This window comes from Lewinella sp. LCG006 (assembly GCF_040784935.1).
Lineage (GTDB): Bacteria > Bacteroidota > Bacteroidia > Chitinophagales > Saprospiraceae > Lewinella.
On record NZ_CP160680.1, the window covers coordinates 5951463 to 5968497 of the forward strand.

17 protein-coding genes are annotated in these 17035 nt (G+C 45.5%); 8 read left to right on the forward strand and 9 right to left on the reverse strand.

Going from position 1 to position 17035, the window contains the following annotated elements; all coding sequences use genetic code 11:
- Positions 1-5: 5 nt before the first annotated feature.
- Genes AB0L18_RS21545 through AB0L18_RS21560 form a run of 4 tightly spaced genes read right to left on the reverse strand, consistent with a single transcriptional unit; the run spans position 6 to position 2452 of the window.
- Positions 6-479, reverse strand: coding sequence for a hypothetical protein (locus tag AB0L18_RS21545; protein WP_367389392.1), 474 nt, complete (start codon positions 477-479; stop codon positions 6-8).
- A complete protein-coding gene (locus tag AB0L18_RS21550) occupies positions 472-1407 on the reverse strand; it encodes a DUF4340 domain-containing protein (protein WP_367389393.1) in 936 nt (311 codons plus the stop codon). Before AB0L18_RS21550 ends, AB0L18_RS21545 begins: the two co-directional genes overlap by 8 nt.
- Positions 1400-1990 (reverse strand): non-canonical purine NTP diphosphatase, encoded by a 591-nt coding sequence (locus AB0L18_RS21555; RefSeq protein WP_367389394.1) that lies wholly within the window; start codon positions 1988-1990, stop codon positions 1400-1402. Before AB0L18_RS21555 ends, AB0L18_RS21550 begins: the two co-directional genes overlap by 8 nt.
- A 6-nt stretch (positions 1991-1996) precedes the next feature.
- Positions 1997-2452 carry a hypothetical protein gene (locus AB0L18_RS21560; protein ID WP_367389395.1) on the reverse strand — a complete coding sequence of 152 codons (456 nt, stop codon included), beginning with the start codon at positions 2450-2452 and terminating at the stop codon, positions 1997-1999.
- Between the two features lie 108 nt (positions 2453-2560).
- On the opposite strand from AB0L18_RS21560, the gene AB0L18_RS21565 reads away from it, so the two are divergent.
- From AB0L18_RS21565 to AB0L18_RS21585, 5 genes are all read left to right on the forward strand, one after another.
- Complete coding sequence (locus AB0L18_RS21565; protein WP_367389396.1) at positions 2561-3637, forward strand: branched-chain amino acid aminotransferase; 1077 nt, start codon at positions 2561-2563, stop codon at positions 3635-3637.
- A 123-nt stretch (positions 3638-3760) separates the two neighbouring features.
- Entirely contained in the window at positions 3761-4453 is a 693-nt protein-coding gene (locus AB0L18_RS21570; RefSeq protein ID WP_367389397.1) for a cell division ATP-binding protein FtsE, read from the forward strand.
- A 14-nt stretch (positions 4454-4467) separates the two neighbouring features.
- Complete coding sequence (locus tag AB0L18_RS21575; RefSeq protein WP_367389398.1) at positions 4468-5064, forward strand: hypothetical protein; 597 nt, start codon at positions 4468-4470, stop codon at positions 5062-5064.
- A 63-nt stretch (positions 5065-5127) separates the two neighbouring features.
- Entirely contained in the window at positions 5128-5886 is a 759-nt protein-coding gene (gene tpiA, locus AB0L18_RS21580; RefSeq protein WP_367389399.1) for a triose-phosphate isomerase, read from the forward strand.
- A gap of 141 nt (positions 5887-6027) precedes the next feature.
- Positions 6028-6867, forward strand: coding sequence for a helix-turn-helix transcriptional regulator (locus AB0L18_RS21585; protein ID WP_367389400.1), 840 nt, complete (start codon positions 6028-6030; stop codon positions 6865-6867).
- Positions 6868-6870: 3 nt separating this feature from the next.
- Here the strand turns inward: AB0L18_RS21585 and AB0L18_RS21590 are convergent, their stop codons facing one another.
- Together AB0L18_RS21590 and AB0L18_RS21595 are read right to left on the reverse strand one after the other, a co-directional pair.
- Complete coding sequence (locus tag AB0L18_RS21590; RefSeq protein ID WP_367389401.1) at positions 6871-7233, reverse strand: CoA-binding protein; 363 nt, start codon at positions 7231-7233, stop codon at positions 6871-6873.
- A gap of 5 nt (positions 7234-7238) precedes the next feature.
- Entirely contained in the window at positions 7239-7415 is a 177-nt protein-coding gene (locus tag AB0L18_RS21595) for a DUF6435 family protein (RefSeq protein WP_367389402.1), read from the reverse strand.
- A 61-nt stretch (positions 7416-7476) separates the two neighbouring features.
- On the opposite strand from AB0L18_RS21595, the gene AB0L18_RS21600 reads away from it, so the two are divergent.
- Positions 7477-8247: a DUF481 domain-containing protein gene (locus AB0L18_RS21600; RefSeq protein ID WP_367389403.1), complete on the forward strand. Its 771-nt coding sequence runs from the start codon at positions 7477-7479 to the stop codon at positions 8245-8247.
- Positions 8248-8386: 139 nt separating this feature from the next.
- On the opposite strand, the gene AB0L18_RS21605 is transcribed toward AB0L18_RS21600, so the two are convergent.
- The 3 genes from AB0L18_RS21605 to AB0L18_RS21615 all read right to left on the reverse strand — a co-directional run bounded on the left by AB0L18_RS21605 (position 8387) and on the right by AB0L18_RS21615 (position 11907).
- Complete coding sequence (locus tag AB0L18_RS21605; protein ID WP_367389404.1) at positions 8387-9337, reverse strand: ADP-ribosylglycohydrolase family protein; 951 nt, start codon at positions 9335-9337, stop codon at positions 8387-8389.
- Positions 9338-9360: 23 nt separating this feature from the next.
- A complete protein-coding gene (locus AB0L18_RS21610) occupies positions 9361-10020 on the reverse strand; it encodes an HAD family hydrolase (protein ID WP_367389405.1) in 660 nt (219 codons plus the stop codon).
- Between the two features lie 147 nt (positions 10021-10167).
- Positions 10168-11907, reverse strand: coding sequence for a PDZ domain-containing protein (locus AB0L18_RS21615; RefSeq protein ID WP_367389406.1), 1740 nt, complete (start codon positions 11905-11907; stop codon positions 10168-10170).
- A 100-nt stretch (positions 11908-12007) separates the two neighbouring features.
- Here AB0L18_RS21615 and AB0L18_RS21620 point away from each other — a divergent pair, with 100 nt between their 5' ends.
- Both AB0L18_RS21620 and smc read left to right on the forward strand, forming a co-directional pair.
- Complete coding sequence (locus AB0L18_RS21620) at positions 12008-13396, forward strand: DUF4403 family protein (protein WP_367389407.1); 1389 nt, start codon at positions 12008-12010, stop codon at positions 13394-13396.
- 50 nt (positions 13397-13446) lie between these two features.
- Complete coding sequence (smc, locus tag AB0L18_RS21625; protein WP_367389408.1) at positions 13447-17022, forward strand: chromosome segregation protein SMC; 3576 nt, start codon at positions 13447-13449, stop codon at positions 17020-17022.
- Positions 17023-17035 lie beyond the last annotated feature (13 nt).

Consider the following 17035-nt stretch of genomic DNA (forward strand, 5'->3'; position numbering starts at 1 on the left):
TGCGATTATTCTTTTTTCGTGATCTCTTTGATTCTGCTCATGATCTCGCCAATGGGAAATTGCTCCTCCGAAATCGCGTGCGTTTTTCCGCCTTCTTGCTCAATAACCAAAAAGGTAACGGTCTTTGTGGTGGCTTGCGCCTGAAACACAGAAGCACTTTTGTCTTGTTTGAAATAGATCTTCCGAATTTCTCCATAAGGGATTTCGTCAACACCTACCTGGAGTCCCTCCGTGTAAAGCGCTACTTTCCCTTGTTTGCGTAAACTCCAGCCGCTGAAAAAAGCAGTTCCGAAGGCCATTAGTCCTACAAAAAAAGCCAGCATTGCCAGGATGCTGTTGCTCGTGTAAGTACGACCACTAGCGGGCTTCTTGAGCAAGTAATAGGCTGTGCTAAAACCAGCAAGAGCCAAGAAAATGCCTAGCCAAAGGTAGAACTTATCGTCAGAAGTAGGCGTAAATTTATAAAGTAATTCAGTCATGATGATTGATCCATTTTAACCACGGTTGAATAAGTTGAGCGTGCAGGCCAGCACTGTCACTACTGATCCAGGTACCCTTGAATTGCTGAGAATGAAGCAAATAGGGGTCTTGCCGACTGGTATCTCGATAGCAATCCAGCAAAAGGGAGTCATCCCCTTGATAGATGGTGAGTTGCCAATAACGCAAGGAATCCATGCTTAATTCGTTGATGTCATCGGCAAAATATTGCCCCTTTAGATCATTAAGTTGTTGGAGGTAATTCATCCACAACAAGCTATCGCCAGGGTCCTGTTGATTAAGACTCAATTGATTTTGGCGATTCCGAATCATCAGCAAAGTGTCTAGGCCAAAGTATAATTTCAAACTGTCAGTAAAGGCTTCACTGTGGAGCAACTGGTTTCGCCGAAAGGCAGATAAGTCACCACTAAACATACTCAGGGCCAAGCCATTGATTGTAAACACTTCCTTTTGATATTCCAGTCGAGTATACGCCTGCACCGACTTTTCTTCGGCAGAATAAGTATAGCGACCGATGCGCACACAGCTGGGTTCATCTTCCGCAAAATGAAGGCACAGTAATATTCCTTGTTTTGGGCCCAAGCCAAAAGACTCCCACTCGGCTTCCTGTTGGCTAACTAATGCGGAAGTCCTGATGTCACGCAAACGCCTCAACAAATCCTCCACAGCTTCGTTGGCAGCAGCCTCATTGACATTCTGTTGGGTCAGTAGCCATCGATCATCATGTCTTAGAATGCTAAAAGGCAGGTTGCCAGCTTTGTGAATGTCAATCTTGATCACTTCTTTCGGCACAAAATCCAAGAGTACCGAATGGAAGCTATTGCTGCGTTGTTGTTGAAAGTACTGACTGATTCCGTACACTATGACCAGCAGCCCAAAGCCAAGGATCCACAAGCGGTTTTTAGCCATGATGCAACTGTTTTTTTAGAAAATCTTGCAATTTGGCAATAGCTCGGCCGCGATGACTAACGGCATTTTTCTCTTCTTTGCTCATTTGTGCGAAAGTCCTGTTTTCTCCTTCGGGAATAAAAACCGGATCATAACCAAAACCATCTTCCCCCTGCAATTCATGGCTAATACTTCCATTGACGATACCCTCAAAGAGGTATTCTTTACCGTTGATGATCAGCGCTATTACGGTACGGAAGCGGGCTTTGCGGTTGGTGTGTGGCCCTAATTCGCGCAGCAATTTTTGCATATTTAGCCTTGCATCACGCTCAGGGCCGGCGTACCTGGCAGTAATCACCCCCGGTGCACCATTGAGCGCTTCTACTTCCAGACCAGTATCCTCGGAAAAGCAATCATGGTGATAATGATGGTAAAGGTGACGCGCTTTTTCCAGCGCATTACCCTCTAGGGTTGGGCTGGTCTCAGGCAATTCTTCCATACAACCTACTTCTTCCAGGCTCAGAAATTGATAGTTACTTCCAAGTAGTTGTTGTACTTCTCTAATTTTATTGGGGTTGTTGGTGGCAAAGACGATGGTTTCCATGTTGGCTTATAAATATTTTGCTTTTAGCGCTTGCCAGAGTAAACCGGCTTTTTCATTTTTATTTTGTTCCCGTTCCTGACGAATTGTTTTTAAGGCATCCGTACGCAACAAAGATAAGTCACCAAGTCGAGTAAATGTATAGGGAGGAACCTGCGCACGAATACCTACTTGGGAGAGGTCTACACCAAAAATGAATATGGTGTGGATGCCATGGTTTCGGCAAATCCGACTTAATGGCCAGTGTTTGCCGGTGGGGCAAGCCAAAAGATAGACATGCTCATTGATCGGGCTTAGGTTTACGGCTTTGAGGATGTTTTCCAGGAAAGTTTTGTCCTCACTTGGTAGTTCAGCTTGGTCATAAACAACTAAAATACCACTCTTCCCTGTGCCTTGCCACGCTTGGGGTGCCGTTTCTGCTTCCGAAAAACGGAATAATCGAAAATCGAAAATATTGCTACTCAAAATTTAAAATACGTTTTTAGTTTAATTTTGGAATAATGTTCTTTTTAGAGATGCTTTGCTTGTGTAATTTAGAATAATTCAGTATTTTTGTAAAAAATAATTTGTCTAATGAAGTACAATATCCAAGTCACTAAGGTACAGGAAAGCAAAGTAGCAGACGTAGATTTTGCTAATATTCCTTTTGGACGGGTTTTTTCTGATCATATGTTCGTAGCTGATTACCGCGATGGCAAATGGCAAGATTACCGAATTATTCCTTTTGGAAACTTTTCCATGCACCCGGCTTCGATGGCGTTGCACTATGGACAGGCTATTTTCGAAGGAATGAAAGCCTCTAAGGGTAAAGATGGTGAGCCACTGTTGTTTCGTCCGGAGATGCACGCCCAGCGCATCAATCGTTCTGCGGAACGCATGATGATGCCTACTTTTCCTGAAGACGTATTCGTTGAAGCACTTCACCGTTTGATTGATGTTGATGCCGCATGGATTCCTCCTCAAGAGGGGAGTGCCTTGTACGTACGTCCTTACATGTTTGCCACGGATGAGTTTATTGGTGTACGGCCTTCAGCTACCTACAAGTTTGTCATCTTCACTGGCCCCGTAGGTCCTTACTATGCTAAACCAGTAAGTCTGAAAGTAGAGCAGCACTATGTACGTGCCGTACCTGGTGGCACTGGCGAAGCAAAAGCCGCGGGTAATTACGCAGGTAGCCTATTGCCAGCACACTTGGCGCAACAGCAAGGGTTTGACCAAGTTGTTTGGATGGGTGGCCCAGAAATGAAGCACATCCAGGAAGTTGGGACGATGAACATTTTCTTTGTGATCGATGGTAAAGTTATTACACCCGCTACCGATGGTGCTATTTTGCGTGGGATTACCAGAGATAGTTTCTTGAAAATCCTTGCAGAAAAAAATATACCTTTCGAAGAGCGTCCACTAAACATCGACGAAGTTGTGGCAGCTTACAAAGCGGGTACCTTGCAAGAAGCATTTGGTGCAGGTACTGCTGCTGTTGTTTCTCACGTAGCAGAAATTGCTTATGGTGATTTACGCATGACGCTACCGCCGGTAGAAGACCGTAAGATTGGTGCAATGTTGAAAGATTACATCGATGGCCTACGTTCTGGCCGGGTGGAAGATACCCACAATTGGGTAGTGCCCGTACAACAGGTTGCCGAAGTGTAATTAGGCACTTTAAGGTGATTAAATAAAAGAAAAATTGGGAAGGATGAAACGAGTGTTTTATCGTTCCCGATTTTTTTTATACCATTGTGAGGAATTTGACTTCCCTTACCTAGAGTACTTAGCATGGCCAACACAAATTTGGTGGTAGATTTAAGGCAGATCAACATCCTGCAAGGTGAGCAGCTGGTCTTGGAAGGGGTCAATCTACGCATCTCTAAAGGGGAATTTGTTTACCTGATCGGTAAAACAGGAAGCGGCAAGTCCAGTTTGTTGAAAACACTCTATGGCGCACTACCTCTACACGAAGGACAAGCCAAGGTGACGGATATTGCCTTGACGAGCCTTGATCGCCACTCCATTCCAACCCTGCGCCGCAATTTGGGGATCGTTTTTCAGGACTTTAACCTGTTGACAGACCGGAGTGTCAAAGAAAATCTTGATTTTGTACTCCGTGCGACGGGCTGGGAGCAAACCCAAGAGCGCAACAACCGTATTCAACTGATGCTGGAACAAGTGGGGCTGAATGGCTTGGAGCACAAAATGCCCCATCAGCTTTCTGGTGGAGAACAACAAAGGGTAGCTATTGCTCGCGCCCTGCTCAATGATCCTGCCTTGATTTTAGCGGATGAGCCTACCGGCAACCTTGACCCCGAAACCAGCGACGAAATTTTGTTGCTGTTGCGCCAATTGGCAAAAAAGCACAACACCGCCGTATTGTTTGCTACCCACGATTATCGAATTTTGGAAAATTTTCCAGCCCGGATCGTGCGCTGCTTTCAACAACGGGTGGTGAGTGATGAGGATATTATCGTTTAGAAAACACTAACGCTATGTGGTTTAGATTAATCGCGATGCTGTTTTGCATCGTGTTTTTTATCAACGGCTGTAACAGTCTTATCTCTCAGTTCTTCGGTACGCACAAGTTGCGAACATTCAGCATGGAAGAAGCAATGGAGAAAGGCATCGGTGACGCTGATTTTGTGGAGCTGACAGGTGCCTGGAAAAGTGGCGATTACATCGTTGTTCCTCCACGTACGGGCGCAGATAAAGCCATCTTGATTTTTCCCATCTTAAGCGAAAAGCAAATGGCCGCAGCTGGTGCCGGAGAGAAAGTAGAACCTGCCTTTATCGGATGGACCAAAGACTTCTCACTGGATTGTGACCTGGAAAATACTTGTGCACCTAAAATTCAGGGAGATATCAAAGGGGTAGTGAGGGAAATGCAAAAGCAGAAAAACAAAGCGCACATGCTTGCTACCAATAAATATCAACTCCCTGAGAAAGTAAGTTACATCGAAGTGGGCCGCCAACCTTTGGCCTGGTATTGGAACTTACTCTTTGTTGCAGGAGGAATTGGTTTTGCATTCTGGATCGAATCCCGAGCTCATCGAAATCGGGCAACAACAGGGGCTGCAAAGAATTCTTAGCACAGAGTGGGATTATTTCATCACTTAGTGTACTTTTGCCACTAACATCAAAACAAGGAACAAATGAGCCATCGCAAAAATATTGTAGCAGGAAACTGGAAGATGAACAAGGACTATGAAGAAGGGCGCACCCTTGCTCGTGAAGTCGTAGCCAAACTCCAGCCTTCGGATACGATTGTTGTTTTAGGAGCTCCGTTTATTCATCTTAAGGGGGTGTCTCATATTATTAGTGAGGTCAACAACCTTTGTCTGGCAGCCCAAAATTGTCATCAAGAAGAGGATGGTGCTTACACGGGTGAGATTTCTACGACGATGCTCCGTTCGGTAGGCTGTGATTATGTGATTCTTGGACACAGCGAACGCCGCGATTACTTTGAAGAAAGCAACCAGTTGATTAATGCCAAGGTGAAAAAAACGCTCGCCGCAGGCATGCTACCGATTTTCTGTTGTGGTGAGCAATTACCCGTAAGAGAAGCTGGTGATCACGAAAAATTAGTTGCACAACAAGTTAAAGAGGGCCTATTTGACCTAAGTGCAGAAGATTTTAGCAAAGTCGTCATTGCGTACGAACCAGTATGGGCCATTGGTACCGGTGTAACTGCCTCGCCCGAACAAGCGCAGGAGATGCACGCTTTTATCCGCTCCCTTGTTGCGGAACACTATGGTGAAGACCTTGCTAATGCAACTTCTATTCTATACGGGGGCAGCGTGAAGCCTTCCAACGCCAAAGAATTGTTCTCCCAGAAGGATGTTGATGGTGGACTAGTAGGTGGAGCTTCATTAAATGCATCGGACTTTTTGGCGATAGTTGCAGCCATGTAAGCAAAAAAATGGCAATTCGTTAATTTTTACTTTTTTTGTTGCAGGTGCTTTGCTAGAACTTGCTATATTTGTTTTATATATGACATTGAGCCTTTGGCTCTCCCTTCGTTCTGATGCTTCAGGCGGGCTACAAATTCTGGAATGAGCAACCTTGTTACACAACGCTTCATCAAATGCCACGACAAGCTAAAGTCCGATGGTACGGTGCGCTCCAGCAGGCAGTTTGCCCTTTCTGTAGATTATCTGCCTCAAAGTTTAAGCGAAATTCTTAAAGGTCGTCGTGATGCCACAGTAGGCCTCATCGAGAAGACCATCGAGAAATACAAGATCAGTCCTGTTTACTTGTTTACCGGTGATGGCCCAATGTTCATGACGGAGGAAGAGAACCAAGATTTTCGCACGCTCACCATTGTCACTACCGTAAACGAGGATGAACGTATTGTCCACGTTCCAATACCTGCTCAGGCAGGTTATGCCGCCGAGCATACCGACCCCAATTTTGTTCAGGATTTGCCCCATTATGTCTTGCCTGATTATAAATACAAGGTAGGAACGCACCGGTCTTTTGATGTTGCAGGGGATAGCATGGAACCCACCTTGTTTGAAGGGGATAAGGTGGTTTGTAGTTATTTGGAACCCACCCTATGGGAAACCGGTATAAAGAGCAACTACGTTTATGTTATCATCACGAGAGCAGACGTTCTGGTAAGAAGGGTAAGCAACCTCTTGAAAGAGTCTCGTCAGTTAGAGTTGATTTCTGACAATGCTTACTACGACCGTACGACGATAAAACTGAATGACATTCGCGAAATTTGGTACGTTCGCGCGAGGATAAGTCCATTTTTACCTTCGCCACAGAACATTAAAAACCAAGTACGAGAGGAAGTTTTTGAGCTTCGCAAAACCATGCAGCAGCAATCTCGTCTTATCGAAAACCTGAATGGCACCATCACCCAACTGGTCAATCAGCGAAAAGATTAATCGCTACTTGGCGTATTCTCGCGTCGCCAACATCACCAGGGTGCAAGCTATTTCCACCTCAATGCCAGCCTCTTCAGCCAATCTCATCAATTGGACGTTTTCTGTTCCCGGATTGAAAATGATTCTTTTGGGCTTTAAGCCCAAAATGTAATCATAGTAGGGTTCCTGTCGCTGAGGATTAAGGTAGAGGGTTATGGTGTGAATGTCCTCCAACTCAGGCATGCCTTGCTGTATAGGAATACCAGCCACTTCTCCATGGCGAATACCCACTGCACTGACAGGATAACCTTGGTTGACGAGCCTGTGAATGGCCTGAAAAGCTATCCGATTGGGATTGGTAGTGGCACCTAAAACGAGCGTATGCATAACTATTATTTACTTGTATTTCGCAATGCTTGGATCTGTTCCAGGATTTTTTCTGAAGCTTCAATTTTCTTTGCGTAAGCTTTTAAATCACCAGAACGCTGTACGTGCATCGCTTCTTCCATGATCTTTTGGTATTCTTTTTCGAGTTGAGCGACGGGGTCTTTTTTGAATAATCCAAACATCTTTCTTAATTACCTTTGGTACTTCTTTGAAACACCAGACCTTTCAATTTGTTGCTTAATTATGAGATTTACGGAAGTTAGAAATATCATCCTTGCCTTTGCACTTTTAGGAAGCATCACCACAAACGGGCAAATTGTCAATATAGAAGACAAAAGAGCCAACCTGGATACCGTTGGCTGGTTTTGGCAACTGGATTTTGGAGGTAAGCTGACCGAAAACACCAGGTCTGTTCTGGCTTTGAATGGAGCGATAAGAGTAGATCAAATCAAAGATCATTCACAATGGTTATTTCTCGTCAATTACAACCTGGTCAAGGCCGATGAAGATCGTTTTGTAAATGATGGTTTTGGTCATCTCCGGTTTGGACAGCAGATCAATGAAAGATGGACCTGGGAAACTTTTGGACAACTCCAGTACAATCGCCGTCTCCTGATTGATTTTCGTGCCTTAGCGGGAACTGGGCCCCGCTTGCAGATTAGAGAGCAAGAAAACTGGGAACTGGCCCTGGGCTTGCTCTACATGTTCGAATACAACGAATTGGAAGAGGGAGAAATCACCAGGAATGACAACCGCTTGAGCAGTTATTTAAGTGCACGTGTCAAAGTAGGACAACACGCAAGTTTTGCCAGCACTTCCTATTACCAGCCTTTAGTCTCCCGGCTGGGAGAGAGCCGACTTTCATCCGTCAATACCATATCCATCAGCCTAAATGAACGAATTGCTTTCGGAAGCAGTTTTAGTATCACCTATGATGGCCTTTTGGCCCAATTGCTGCCGGACATTCCAGCCACCAGTTATATCTGGAACAATACCCTCCGACTAAGATTTTAAAATCCAGGAAGCAATCTGGATGACCTTAGGTGATCGTCCAAGCAGTCCTTCGAGTTGTCGCAGGATAATTCGGGTTTTCACAGGTTAAAAAATTTTAAAGCTGTGTTGATCTGTCTGATCTGTTTGATACGTGTTCCATCTACTCCACCGTCAACCGATCGCACAGAGCCATAATTTCCTCGTACTTTACCAAAATTTTCTTCCAAGCTGAAGGTATACCTGAAAAGCCATAAAGCGCTCCTGCCCAGCCTCCTACGATGGCGGCGGTAGTATCTGTATCCTCTCCTAAATTAATGGCAGCCAAGATGGTAGTAGGGTAGTCTTCGTGGCGCAATAGGCACCAAAGACTGGCCTCCAGACTGTGCATAACATAGCCATCAGAAGCAATCGCCTCTTCCGGAAGTGCGGCGATGTTGCCACTCAAAATGCGTTGAAAAAGTTGTTGCTCTCCGTAGGAAATGTCTTTTTGCTTTAAAAAGGAGGAAAACTCATTGTTCGTAAAATGGTAGGCTTCTTCTTTTGTCTTTTTGTTCGCAATTTGATGAAAGAATCGCAAATAATAGAAACAACACAAGGCCGAACGAATATGGCCATGCGTCAGGGCCGACACTTCCCAAACACGGTCAAACTGCTCCTCCAACGAAAGTTGATGAATGGAGAAATAGAGAGGAAGAATCCTCATCAATGCTCCGTTTCCATTGGTGTACTCGTCTGCTTCCCATTGTAATTCTTTGAGCGCATCCAAATCTCCATGAGAGAGGATTTCGGCCAATACACCGATAGCTCGATGGGTGGTCATACCAATATCAAAGACTTCACCATGTGGCGTCCATATTTCAGCTTTGCGCCAAGCCACAAATTTCCGAGCAATATCTGCCAGGTCATAACCTTTTGCCAGGCTATCCGCTAAACAGAAGGTAAGCGAGGAATCATCCGACCAGGTACCAGGTGGTTGGTTATATGTACCGTAGCCGCGAACACCTATAACGGGTTCAGTTGCAAGTTTGCTACGGTCTTCAAACTCTACAGGCACGCCCAAAGCGTCACCAACGGCTAAGCCTATAATTGCACTGTGGATGATTGATGGCATATTTTGTTTTTTTTCGCTTAACGCTATTTTACCAATTCCAAAATCCGTTGCATTCCTTCCAACGGCGTTTCAAACCATTCCTGTGCTGCGGTCATTTTTTCTTTGGGTTGAGAGCTACACAGCCCCAACACATACATTCCTGCTGCGGTTCCTGCTTCCGACCCCGCTGGGGAGTCTTCCAAAACCAGGCAGGATTCGGGCGCAACGCCGAGCTGCTTCGCAGCGAGTAAATACATCTCTGGATGTGGTTTCAGCTGCTTCACATCGGAAGAGGTCACTACTTTTTTCATGAAGCGATCCACTGGGGTAGAACGGAAAACATATTCCGTGTCTTGCCTGGAGCTATTTGTTGCGATAGCCAGTGGAAGATGTCTTGCTAATGCTTCCAAAATGGCTTCCACACCTGGAAAAGCCTGGTTCTTTTTTACAACCAGCTCATAGAACAATGCTTCTTTCTCCTGTTGTAATGTTCTCCGAGGAATCGAGAGTTGATGCTCATCAATTACGCCTTGGGCAAGAAATCGGTCTGCTGTGCCAATCCACTGCTCAAACCAGTGCTCGTCATAATGGAAACCACGTTTGGCAAGTACCCTTAGCCACGCTTCACAATGAACACTTTCTGTCTGTACCAGGGTGCCATCAAGATCAAAAATAATGGCAGAAATGGGGTAGGGGATTTTCATGGCGCGAAGGTAGGAGCGCAAATAATAAAAATGACCTAATCAGTATTATTTTTTTGTCAATAAAAAGCGCGATGAGAACATCTTTTCTTGATTCCTCATCGCGCTTTGATCCGTTATTTCGGTGCTCTATCTAGCTTTTATGTTCCACTAATACTGAAGAACAATCTTCTTGACCATGCTGGTTGCTCCCTGGCGGACTTCCAGAAAATAAGCACCCGGGCCATTTTGGGAGATGTCAATATCATCACTAAAAGTACCTTGGTATTCCCCTAAGTCGAACGAATAAATCAAACGTCCTTCCCCATTAAAAACGCGAATACTGGTTTCACCTCTTTGAGGTAGCTCAAATTCCAGGCGAAACATCCCACGGTTGGGGTTGGGGAACAACTGTATGTTTTCAATGGTGAGATTGTTAATCAAAGGCATATCCACCCCGCGACGAGCCATTTCCTCCGCGTCTTCTTTGTCCATATCTGTCATATCTACCTTGATGCGATCCATGTCAATGGCGGGTGATTCATCGTCAATTTCACGATCAGGGTTGTTGCTGAAGCTTTCGTCGTAGTTGTAGTCGTACCAGTTGTTTTCGTTGCGGCTTTCGCCGTTTTCGTCACATTCTGAACCCATTACGGCAATCGCTGTCTGTGGCTGACCATCACGGATGAACCCCACTGCGATCTCCTTGCCAACATTGGTGCCATTGATGACGGCACTCAAGTCGCCCCAATCAATAATGGGCTTTCCTGCCAAGCTGGTAATAATATCGCCACTTTGCAATCCTGCGGCTTTAGCTGCCGAGTTGCGAACGATATTTACCGGAACACCTTTTCGATCATTTTCATTGTGGTTATTGCTGACCCCAAAGAAAGGCTCTTCGGCACAGGGAACAGAGAACTCATCATCAGAAGATTCTCCCAGAACAACGTTTGCGCGCATCGTTTGACCATTGCGAATGTAGGTTACAACCACTTCGTCGCCCGGACTAAACTTGTGGAGTGCACTCGTCAGTGAGCGGTCTTCACTCATCTCATAATCATTAACAGCAATCACATAATCCAGTGGCTCTAGCCCGGCAGCTTCGGCGGCTGAACCTCGAATGATGCGTTTCACATAACTGCCGTAAGGATTAGGAAGTTCCAGCTTACTGGCTTTGTTGCGGTCCATGTGGCCAGAGTAAATGCCTAAATAACCGCGACCCATTTTTAGACTTGGATCATCTTCAGCGCCAATGTTTCCGCTTGCGCGCTGAGGCGTATTGTTGCGCGTGTAAGCGATCTCGATGGGGTCACCTTCTTCCATGTTATTCAATATCACGCTGATATCATGCCAGTCGATCATTGGTTGTCCATTGATAGCGGTGATAATATCGCCATCGTCAAGGCCCAGTTTCATCGCGGTGGAATTACGTACCGTCGTTATGCGTACCCCCAATTTATCGTTATCATTTTCATCATGTTCACGGACTCCCAAAAATGCAGAACCACCGTAGTGTTCGCTATTAGAGTCGCTGGGGCGGCCTAAGGTGATAGGGAGGGTCATTTTTTTTCCCTGACGGACGATTTGTAGATCGACTTTATCACCTGGGCGATGCTTAGCTAGCAGTTCGGTTAAGCCGGTATTCCGGTCAACTGTCTCATTGTTCATGCCGATGATGTAGTCAAATGGCTTCAGACCAGCAGCAGCTGCAGCTGTTCCTTCGTAAACATATTGAATCATATCTCCATCATCAGTAGGAAGATTCAGTATGTCCGCCTTGTCATCACTGATTTCAGTAGTGCTAACTCCCAGAAAAGCCCGGTTGCTGTTGTTATCGTAGTAGTTGTAATGGCGTTGAGCCTGAAGAGAAAAAAGACTAGTAGTAAAAAGGAGTATCAAGAGGTGTCTCATTGCGATAAAATTTGTTTGGTGAAAAGACATTACATTTGACCTATCGTTGCATATACCATCGCTTTTTTACTAAATTTTGTTGTAACAAAAAAAACACTCCATGCGGAGCTTACTTGCATTATTCGTCACCGTGGTGATTTTTTCCTTAATGGGATGCAAAACCACACAACCTACCCGACCTTTGGAGAATTACGAAATTGATGACCGTTTTGCCAATCAGTCCTCTACTATTCGAATTCCGGTCCGGTTAAATATCCAGGAACTAGAGAATTCGCTTAACCAGCAACTCGGGGATGCCCTCTATCGAGATGATAGCTTTAATGATGGTGATAAAATGAAGGTTATCGCGCGAAAAGACGGAACTATCAGGATTACCACAGAGGGAAGTACCATTAACTACCAGGTTCCTCTTGATCTTTGGATACAATACGACCTGGGCTTAGGTAAGGTAGAAGCTACCGGCCGCCTGAATCTGGACTTTTCTACGGTCTATGCCATTAACCATGATTGGAAATTAGCTACACAGACCATTTTACAAAGTCATGAATGGAAAGAACGCCCACGTTTGAAGATGGGCGGAGTCAGTATTCCTGTCCAGTCAATTGCCAATTTGATTTTAAACAGGAGCACTGCAACAATCAGTAATAGCATCGATACCATGGTGGCTAATTCTTTTAAACTTGACGAAACGGTCGCCGAAGCTTGGGAATTGATGTTTAACCCCTACGAAATATCCCCAACCTACCAGACTTGGTTGCTCGTCAATCCAACGGATCTAGGGATGACACCGATCAAAACGGAGAATGGGCAGATGGAAGCTACCATTATTGTTCAGTCAAAACCAGAGCTGCGTTTTGGCCCAAAGCCAGCTGCTAATCCAGTAATAAAATTACCAGATTTTGAATACAGGATGCTCAACGAAAGTGCAGAAGATGGCTTTCAGATTTTCCTGGATGCTACACTGCCCTACGAAGAAGCGGAGCGGCTTACCCAGCAGAGCATCAAAGGAGAACGCTTTGAGCAAGGCAGTCGTTATGTGGTAGTTGAAGACATAGAATTGTTTGGCCAGGGAAACAACCTGGTGATCAACCTTTTACTTTCAGGTAGCTACAATGGCCACATTTATCTCACCGGAGAGCCCGTTTTCAATCCTCGAAGAAATCGGATTGAAGTGGAAGACCTGGAGTACACCTTGGATAGTAAGAACTTTCTCCTCAAGTCGGCAGCTTGGTTAGCGAAAGGGACCCTGAAGAAGAAGCTACAGGAAAACATGGACTATCTGATGGATTATAACCTTAGCGATGCCCAAAAACAAATGCAGGAACAACTGCAAGACTATGAGATAAGCCCAGGGGTAAAACTCCAGGGCGCACTGGATGAATTGAACATCTACAATGCTTACCTGACGACCAACGGCATCAAAGTTGTGATGGCACTGAAGGGGGATTTAGGGGTCATCGTAGATGGCTTAGCAGATTTTGGAATGTAAACACTAAAAATTGGTGGTTCTTTGGCGGACGATTATTATTTTTGCCGGCTATGCGGTTGAAACAACTAGAAATAAAGGGTTTTAAAAGTTTCGCCAACGAAACTCAGGTCAACTTCTCTGAAGATGTGATCGGTATCGTAGGGCCTAACGGAAGTGGTAAATCAAATATCGTTGATGCCATTCGTTGGGTACTAGGGGAGCAGAAGAGTAAAGAATTGCGCCTTGACCAAATGTCGAGTGTGATTTTTAATGGCACCAAGAAGAAGAAAGCTTCCGGGATGGCATCGGTTTCCCTGACCTTTGAAAACACGAAGAACCTTCTCCCTACAGAATACAACACCGTTACCATCACCCGGATGCTGTACCGAACGGGGGAGAGCGAGTACCGCCTCAATGGCGTTACCTGCCGATTGATGGACATTACCAGTCTGTTTTTGGACACCGGAATTGGCTCCAACTCTTATGCCATCATTGCCTTGGGGATGGTAGATGATATCTTGGCAGACAAGGACAATTCCCGCCGTAAAATGTTTGAGCAAGCGGCAGGTATTTCCAAATACAAAATTCGTAAAAAGCAGACCCTCAATAAATTGAAGAATACAACGGATGATCTCGACCGGATCGAAGACCTGTTGTACGAAATCAATGGCAACCTGAGTTCACTCGAAAAACAGGCCAAGCGTGCCAAGAAGTATTTCGAACTAAAGGAAAGCTACAAAGACCTCAGTTTGCAATTGGCCCGAATAAAAATTGATGACCTAAGGGCCAGACACAAAGTGCTCCAGCAGCAACTTACCGAAGAAGAAGACAAATACCGGCAATACGAAATTGATATTACCCAGCTAGAAGCCGGGATAGAGTCGGAACGCAAAGCCCACGTAGATAAAGAAAAAGCACTTTCTGATCGTCAGCGAGACTTGAATAATCTCATCAGTCAGTTGAGAAATAAAGAAAGTGATCGACAAATGCTTAAGCAGCGTTTGCAGTTCATTACCCAAAATCAGGAAAAACTTACCCAGGATATCGCCCAGGCAAAACAGCGACTTACCCAACTGGAGAGCCAACTGGAAGATTACCGGGGAGAATTGAATGCTGAAAAGAGGGTAGAAGCTCGCCTGGAATTAGAATTGACGACTGCGGAAGAAAAGTTGGCACAAATACGCGCTAGCCATGGTTCCGTAAAGGCCAATCTAGACAGTATTGTCGGAGAACAGCAATCTGTCGAACGTGAAGTTTTTGAGCAGGAGAAACGAAGAGCCATTAACCAAAGTCGGATGGATAATTTCGAGCAGCAAAAAGCTCGAAATACCCAGGACATGGCCACTCGTGAGGAGGATATGCGCGATTTGAACGACCGCCTCAAAGCACTGGAAGCCAAGGAAAAAGAAGCGCTCAAAGATGTAGAAGCCCTAGAGTTAGCCGAAGAACAGCGCCAACAAAAAGTTGCGGAATCTGAAGCCCGACTGGAAGACCTCAATCAACGGCGCACCAAAGTCAATCGTACCCTTGATGCCAAGCGCAATGAGTATAAGTTGACCAAGAGCATGATCGAAAGTCTGGAAGGCTTTCCAGAATCGATACGCTTTTTGAATCAAAATAAAAGCTGGAAACAGGATGCTCCTTTGTTATCGGATCTTCTGTACGTTAAGGAGGACTACCGCGTAGCGATTGAGAATTATCTGGAGCCTTACCTGAATTATTACGTGGTCGAGAACCTCGAAGAAGCGTATGAGGCGATTCAGTTGTTGGGGCGTAGCCAAAAAGGCAAAGCCAATTTCTTCATCCTGGATGCTTTCAAAGAATACCTTCCTCCGGCAGAATTTTTGCCCTCAGGGATGCTGTTTGCTGCTGATCTGATTGAAACGGAAGACAAGTATCGCCGACTGGTGGCTTATCTTCTCGAAAAAGTACTCGTCACTGAGGGGGAAGACGTTAAAGCAGCTAATGCTGGAGGCGATTGGATTGTCCTTGGCCGGAGTGGTCGTTTTATTCGTCGACGCTTTAGTGTATCAGGTGGATCAGTGGGTTTGTTTGAAGGAAAGAAGATTGGCCGTAAGAAGAACCTGGAAATCCTGGAAAAAGCCATCGCTCAGGGCGAAAGAGAAGAGCAAAAGCTCTCAACGGAATACTTTCAGGAGAAAAACGACCTGGAGCGCCTAAAGCAGCAACGCAGTCAGCAAGGAATTCAACAGGCGCGGCAGGCACTGAATCAAATTTCACAACAGAAAGTTTCCTTGCTTACCAGGCTTGAGAATTTCCAGTCGTTCATGAGTGATATGCTCCAGAAAAATGAGCAGTTGCAAGCGGACATCCGCCGCATGGAGGAAGAAAACAAGGAAATCGAAGCCCAACTGGCAGGCGGCCAACGACGAGTAGCAGAAATAAAAGCGCAAATCGCTAATACCGACGGTAGCTACCGGGAAATTGCCGAAGAATTAAGTGCTGCTTCTGCCGCTTTCAATGAGAAGAACATCTCCTTTATTCGTCAGCAAAACCGGGTGACGGCACTTCAGCAGGAACTGTCTTTTCGCGAAAAGCAACTTACGGAAATCAACACCGTCCGCAAAAGCAATGAAGCCTCATTGCTTGGTAGCCAAGAAGAGATTCAAAATACGCAGACCAAAGTCGATGATTTAGAGATTGAACTTCAGGGGCTTTACGAAGAAAAAACCAAGCGAGAAGCTGGTTTAACAGCGGCTGAACAGGCATACTTTGAAGCACGTGGTGGCATCAATGAGTTGGAAGACAAGCTTCGCAAAGTGGGTCGCCTGCGCCAGGATGCCCAAATCTTGATCAACCAACTGAAAGACAAATTCAGTAGTGTAAAATTCGACATCAGTACGGTGGCCCAACGCCTACGGATAGAGTTCTCGATTGACGTGAATGAGTTTATCAACCAAGAGGCAGAGATCGATGAGCAGGTTGAAAAAATGGATCCTACCGAGCTCGAACTCAAGGTAGAACGCATGAAAAGCCGGATCGACAACTACGGCGAGATCAACCCCATGGCCGTCGAAGCCTACGATGAGATGAAAGAACGCTTTGACACCATCACCACCCAGCGAGAGGATATTGTGGCAGCCAAAGACTCTTTGATTCAAACCATCAAGGAAATTGAAGAAACGGCTACCGTTCAGTTTTTGGATGCCTTTGACAAGGCCCGGATTTACTTTATTGATGTATTTCGCAGTCTCTTTACGGAAGATGACAACTGTGACCTGATCTTGCTCGAACCGGAAAATCCACTGGAATCAAAGATCGAAATCGTAGCGAAGCCTAAAGGGAAACGCCCACAATCTATCAGCCAGTTATCGGGTGGAGAAAAAACATTAACGGCCACGGCCTTGCTTTTTGCCCTTTACCTGCTTAAGCCTGCACCGTTCTGTATTTTCGATGAGGTCGACGCCCCTCTGGATGATGCCAACATCACCAAGTTCAACCGCATCATCAAGAAATTCAGTAAGGAAAGCCAGTTCATCATCGTCACCCACAACAAGCTCACCATGGAAGCTGTAGATACCATCTACGGTGTATTCACCAATGAGAAAGAGGGAAGTGGGGTACTACCCGTAGAATTCTCGGAATTGGATGGTAGTGGCTTCTTTAAGGCCGCGCAAACGACGTAACCCGTAGTCTGGG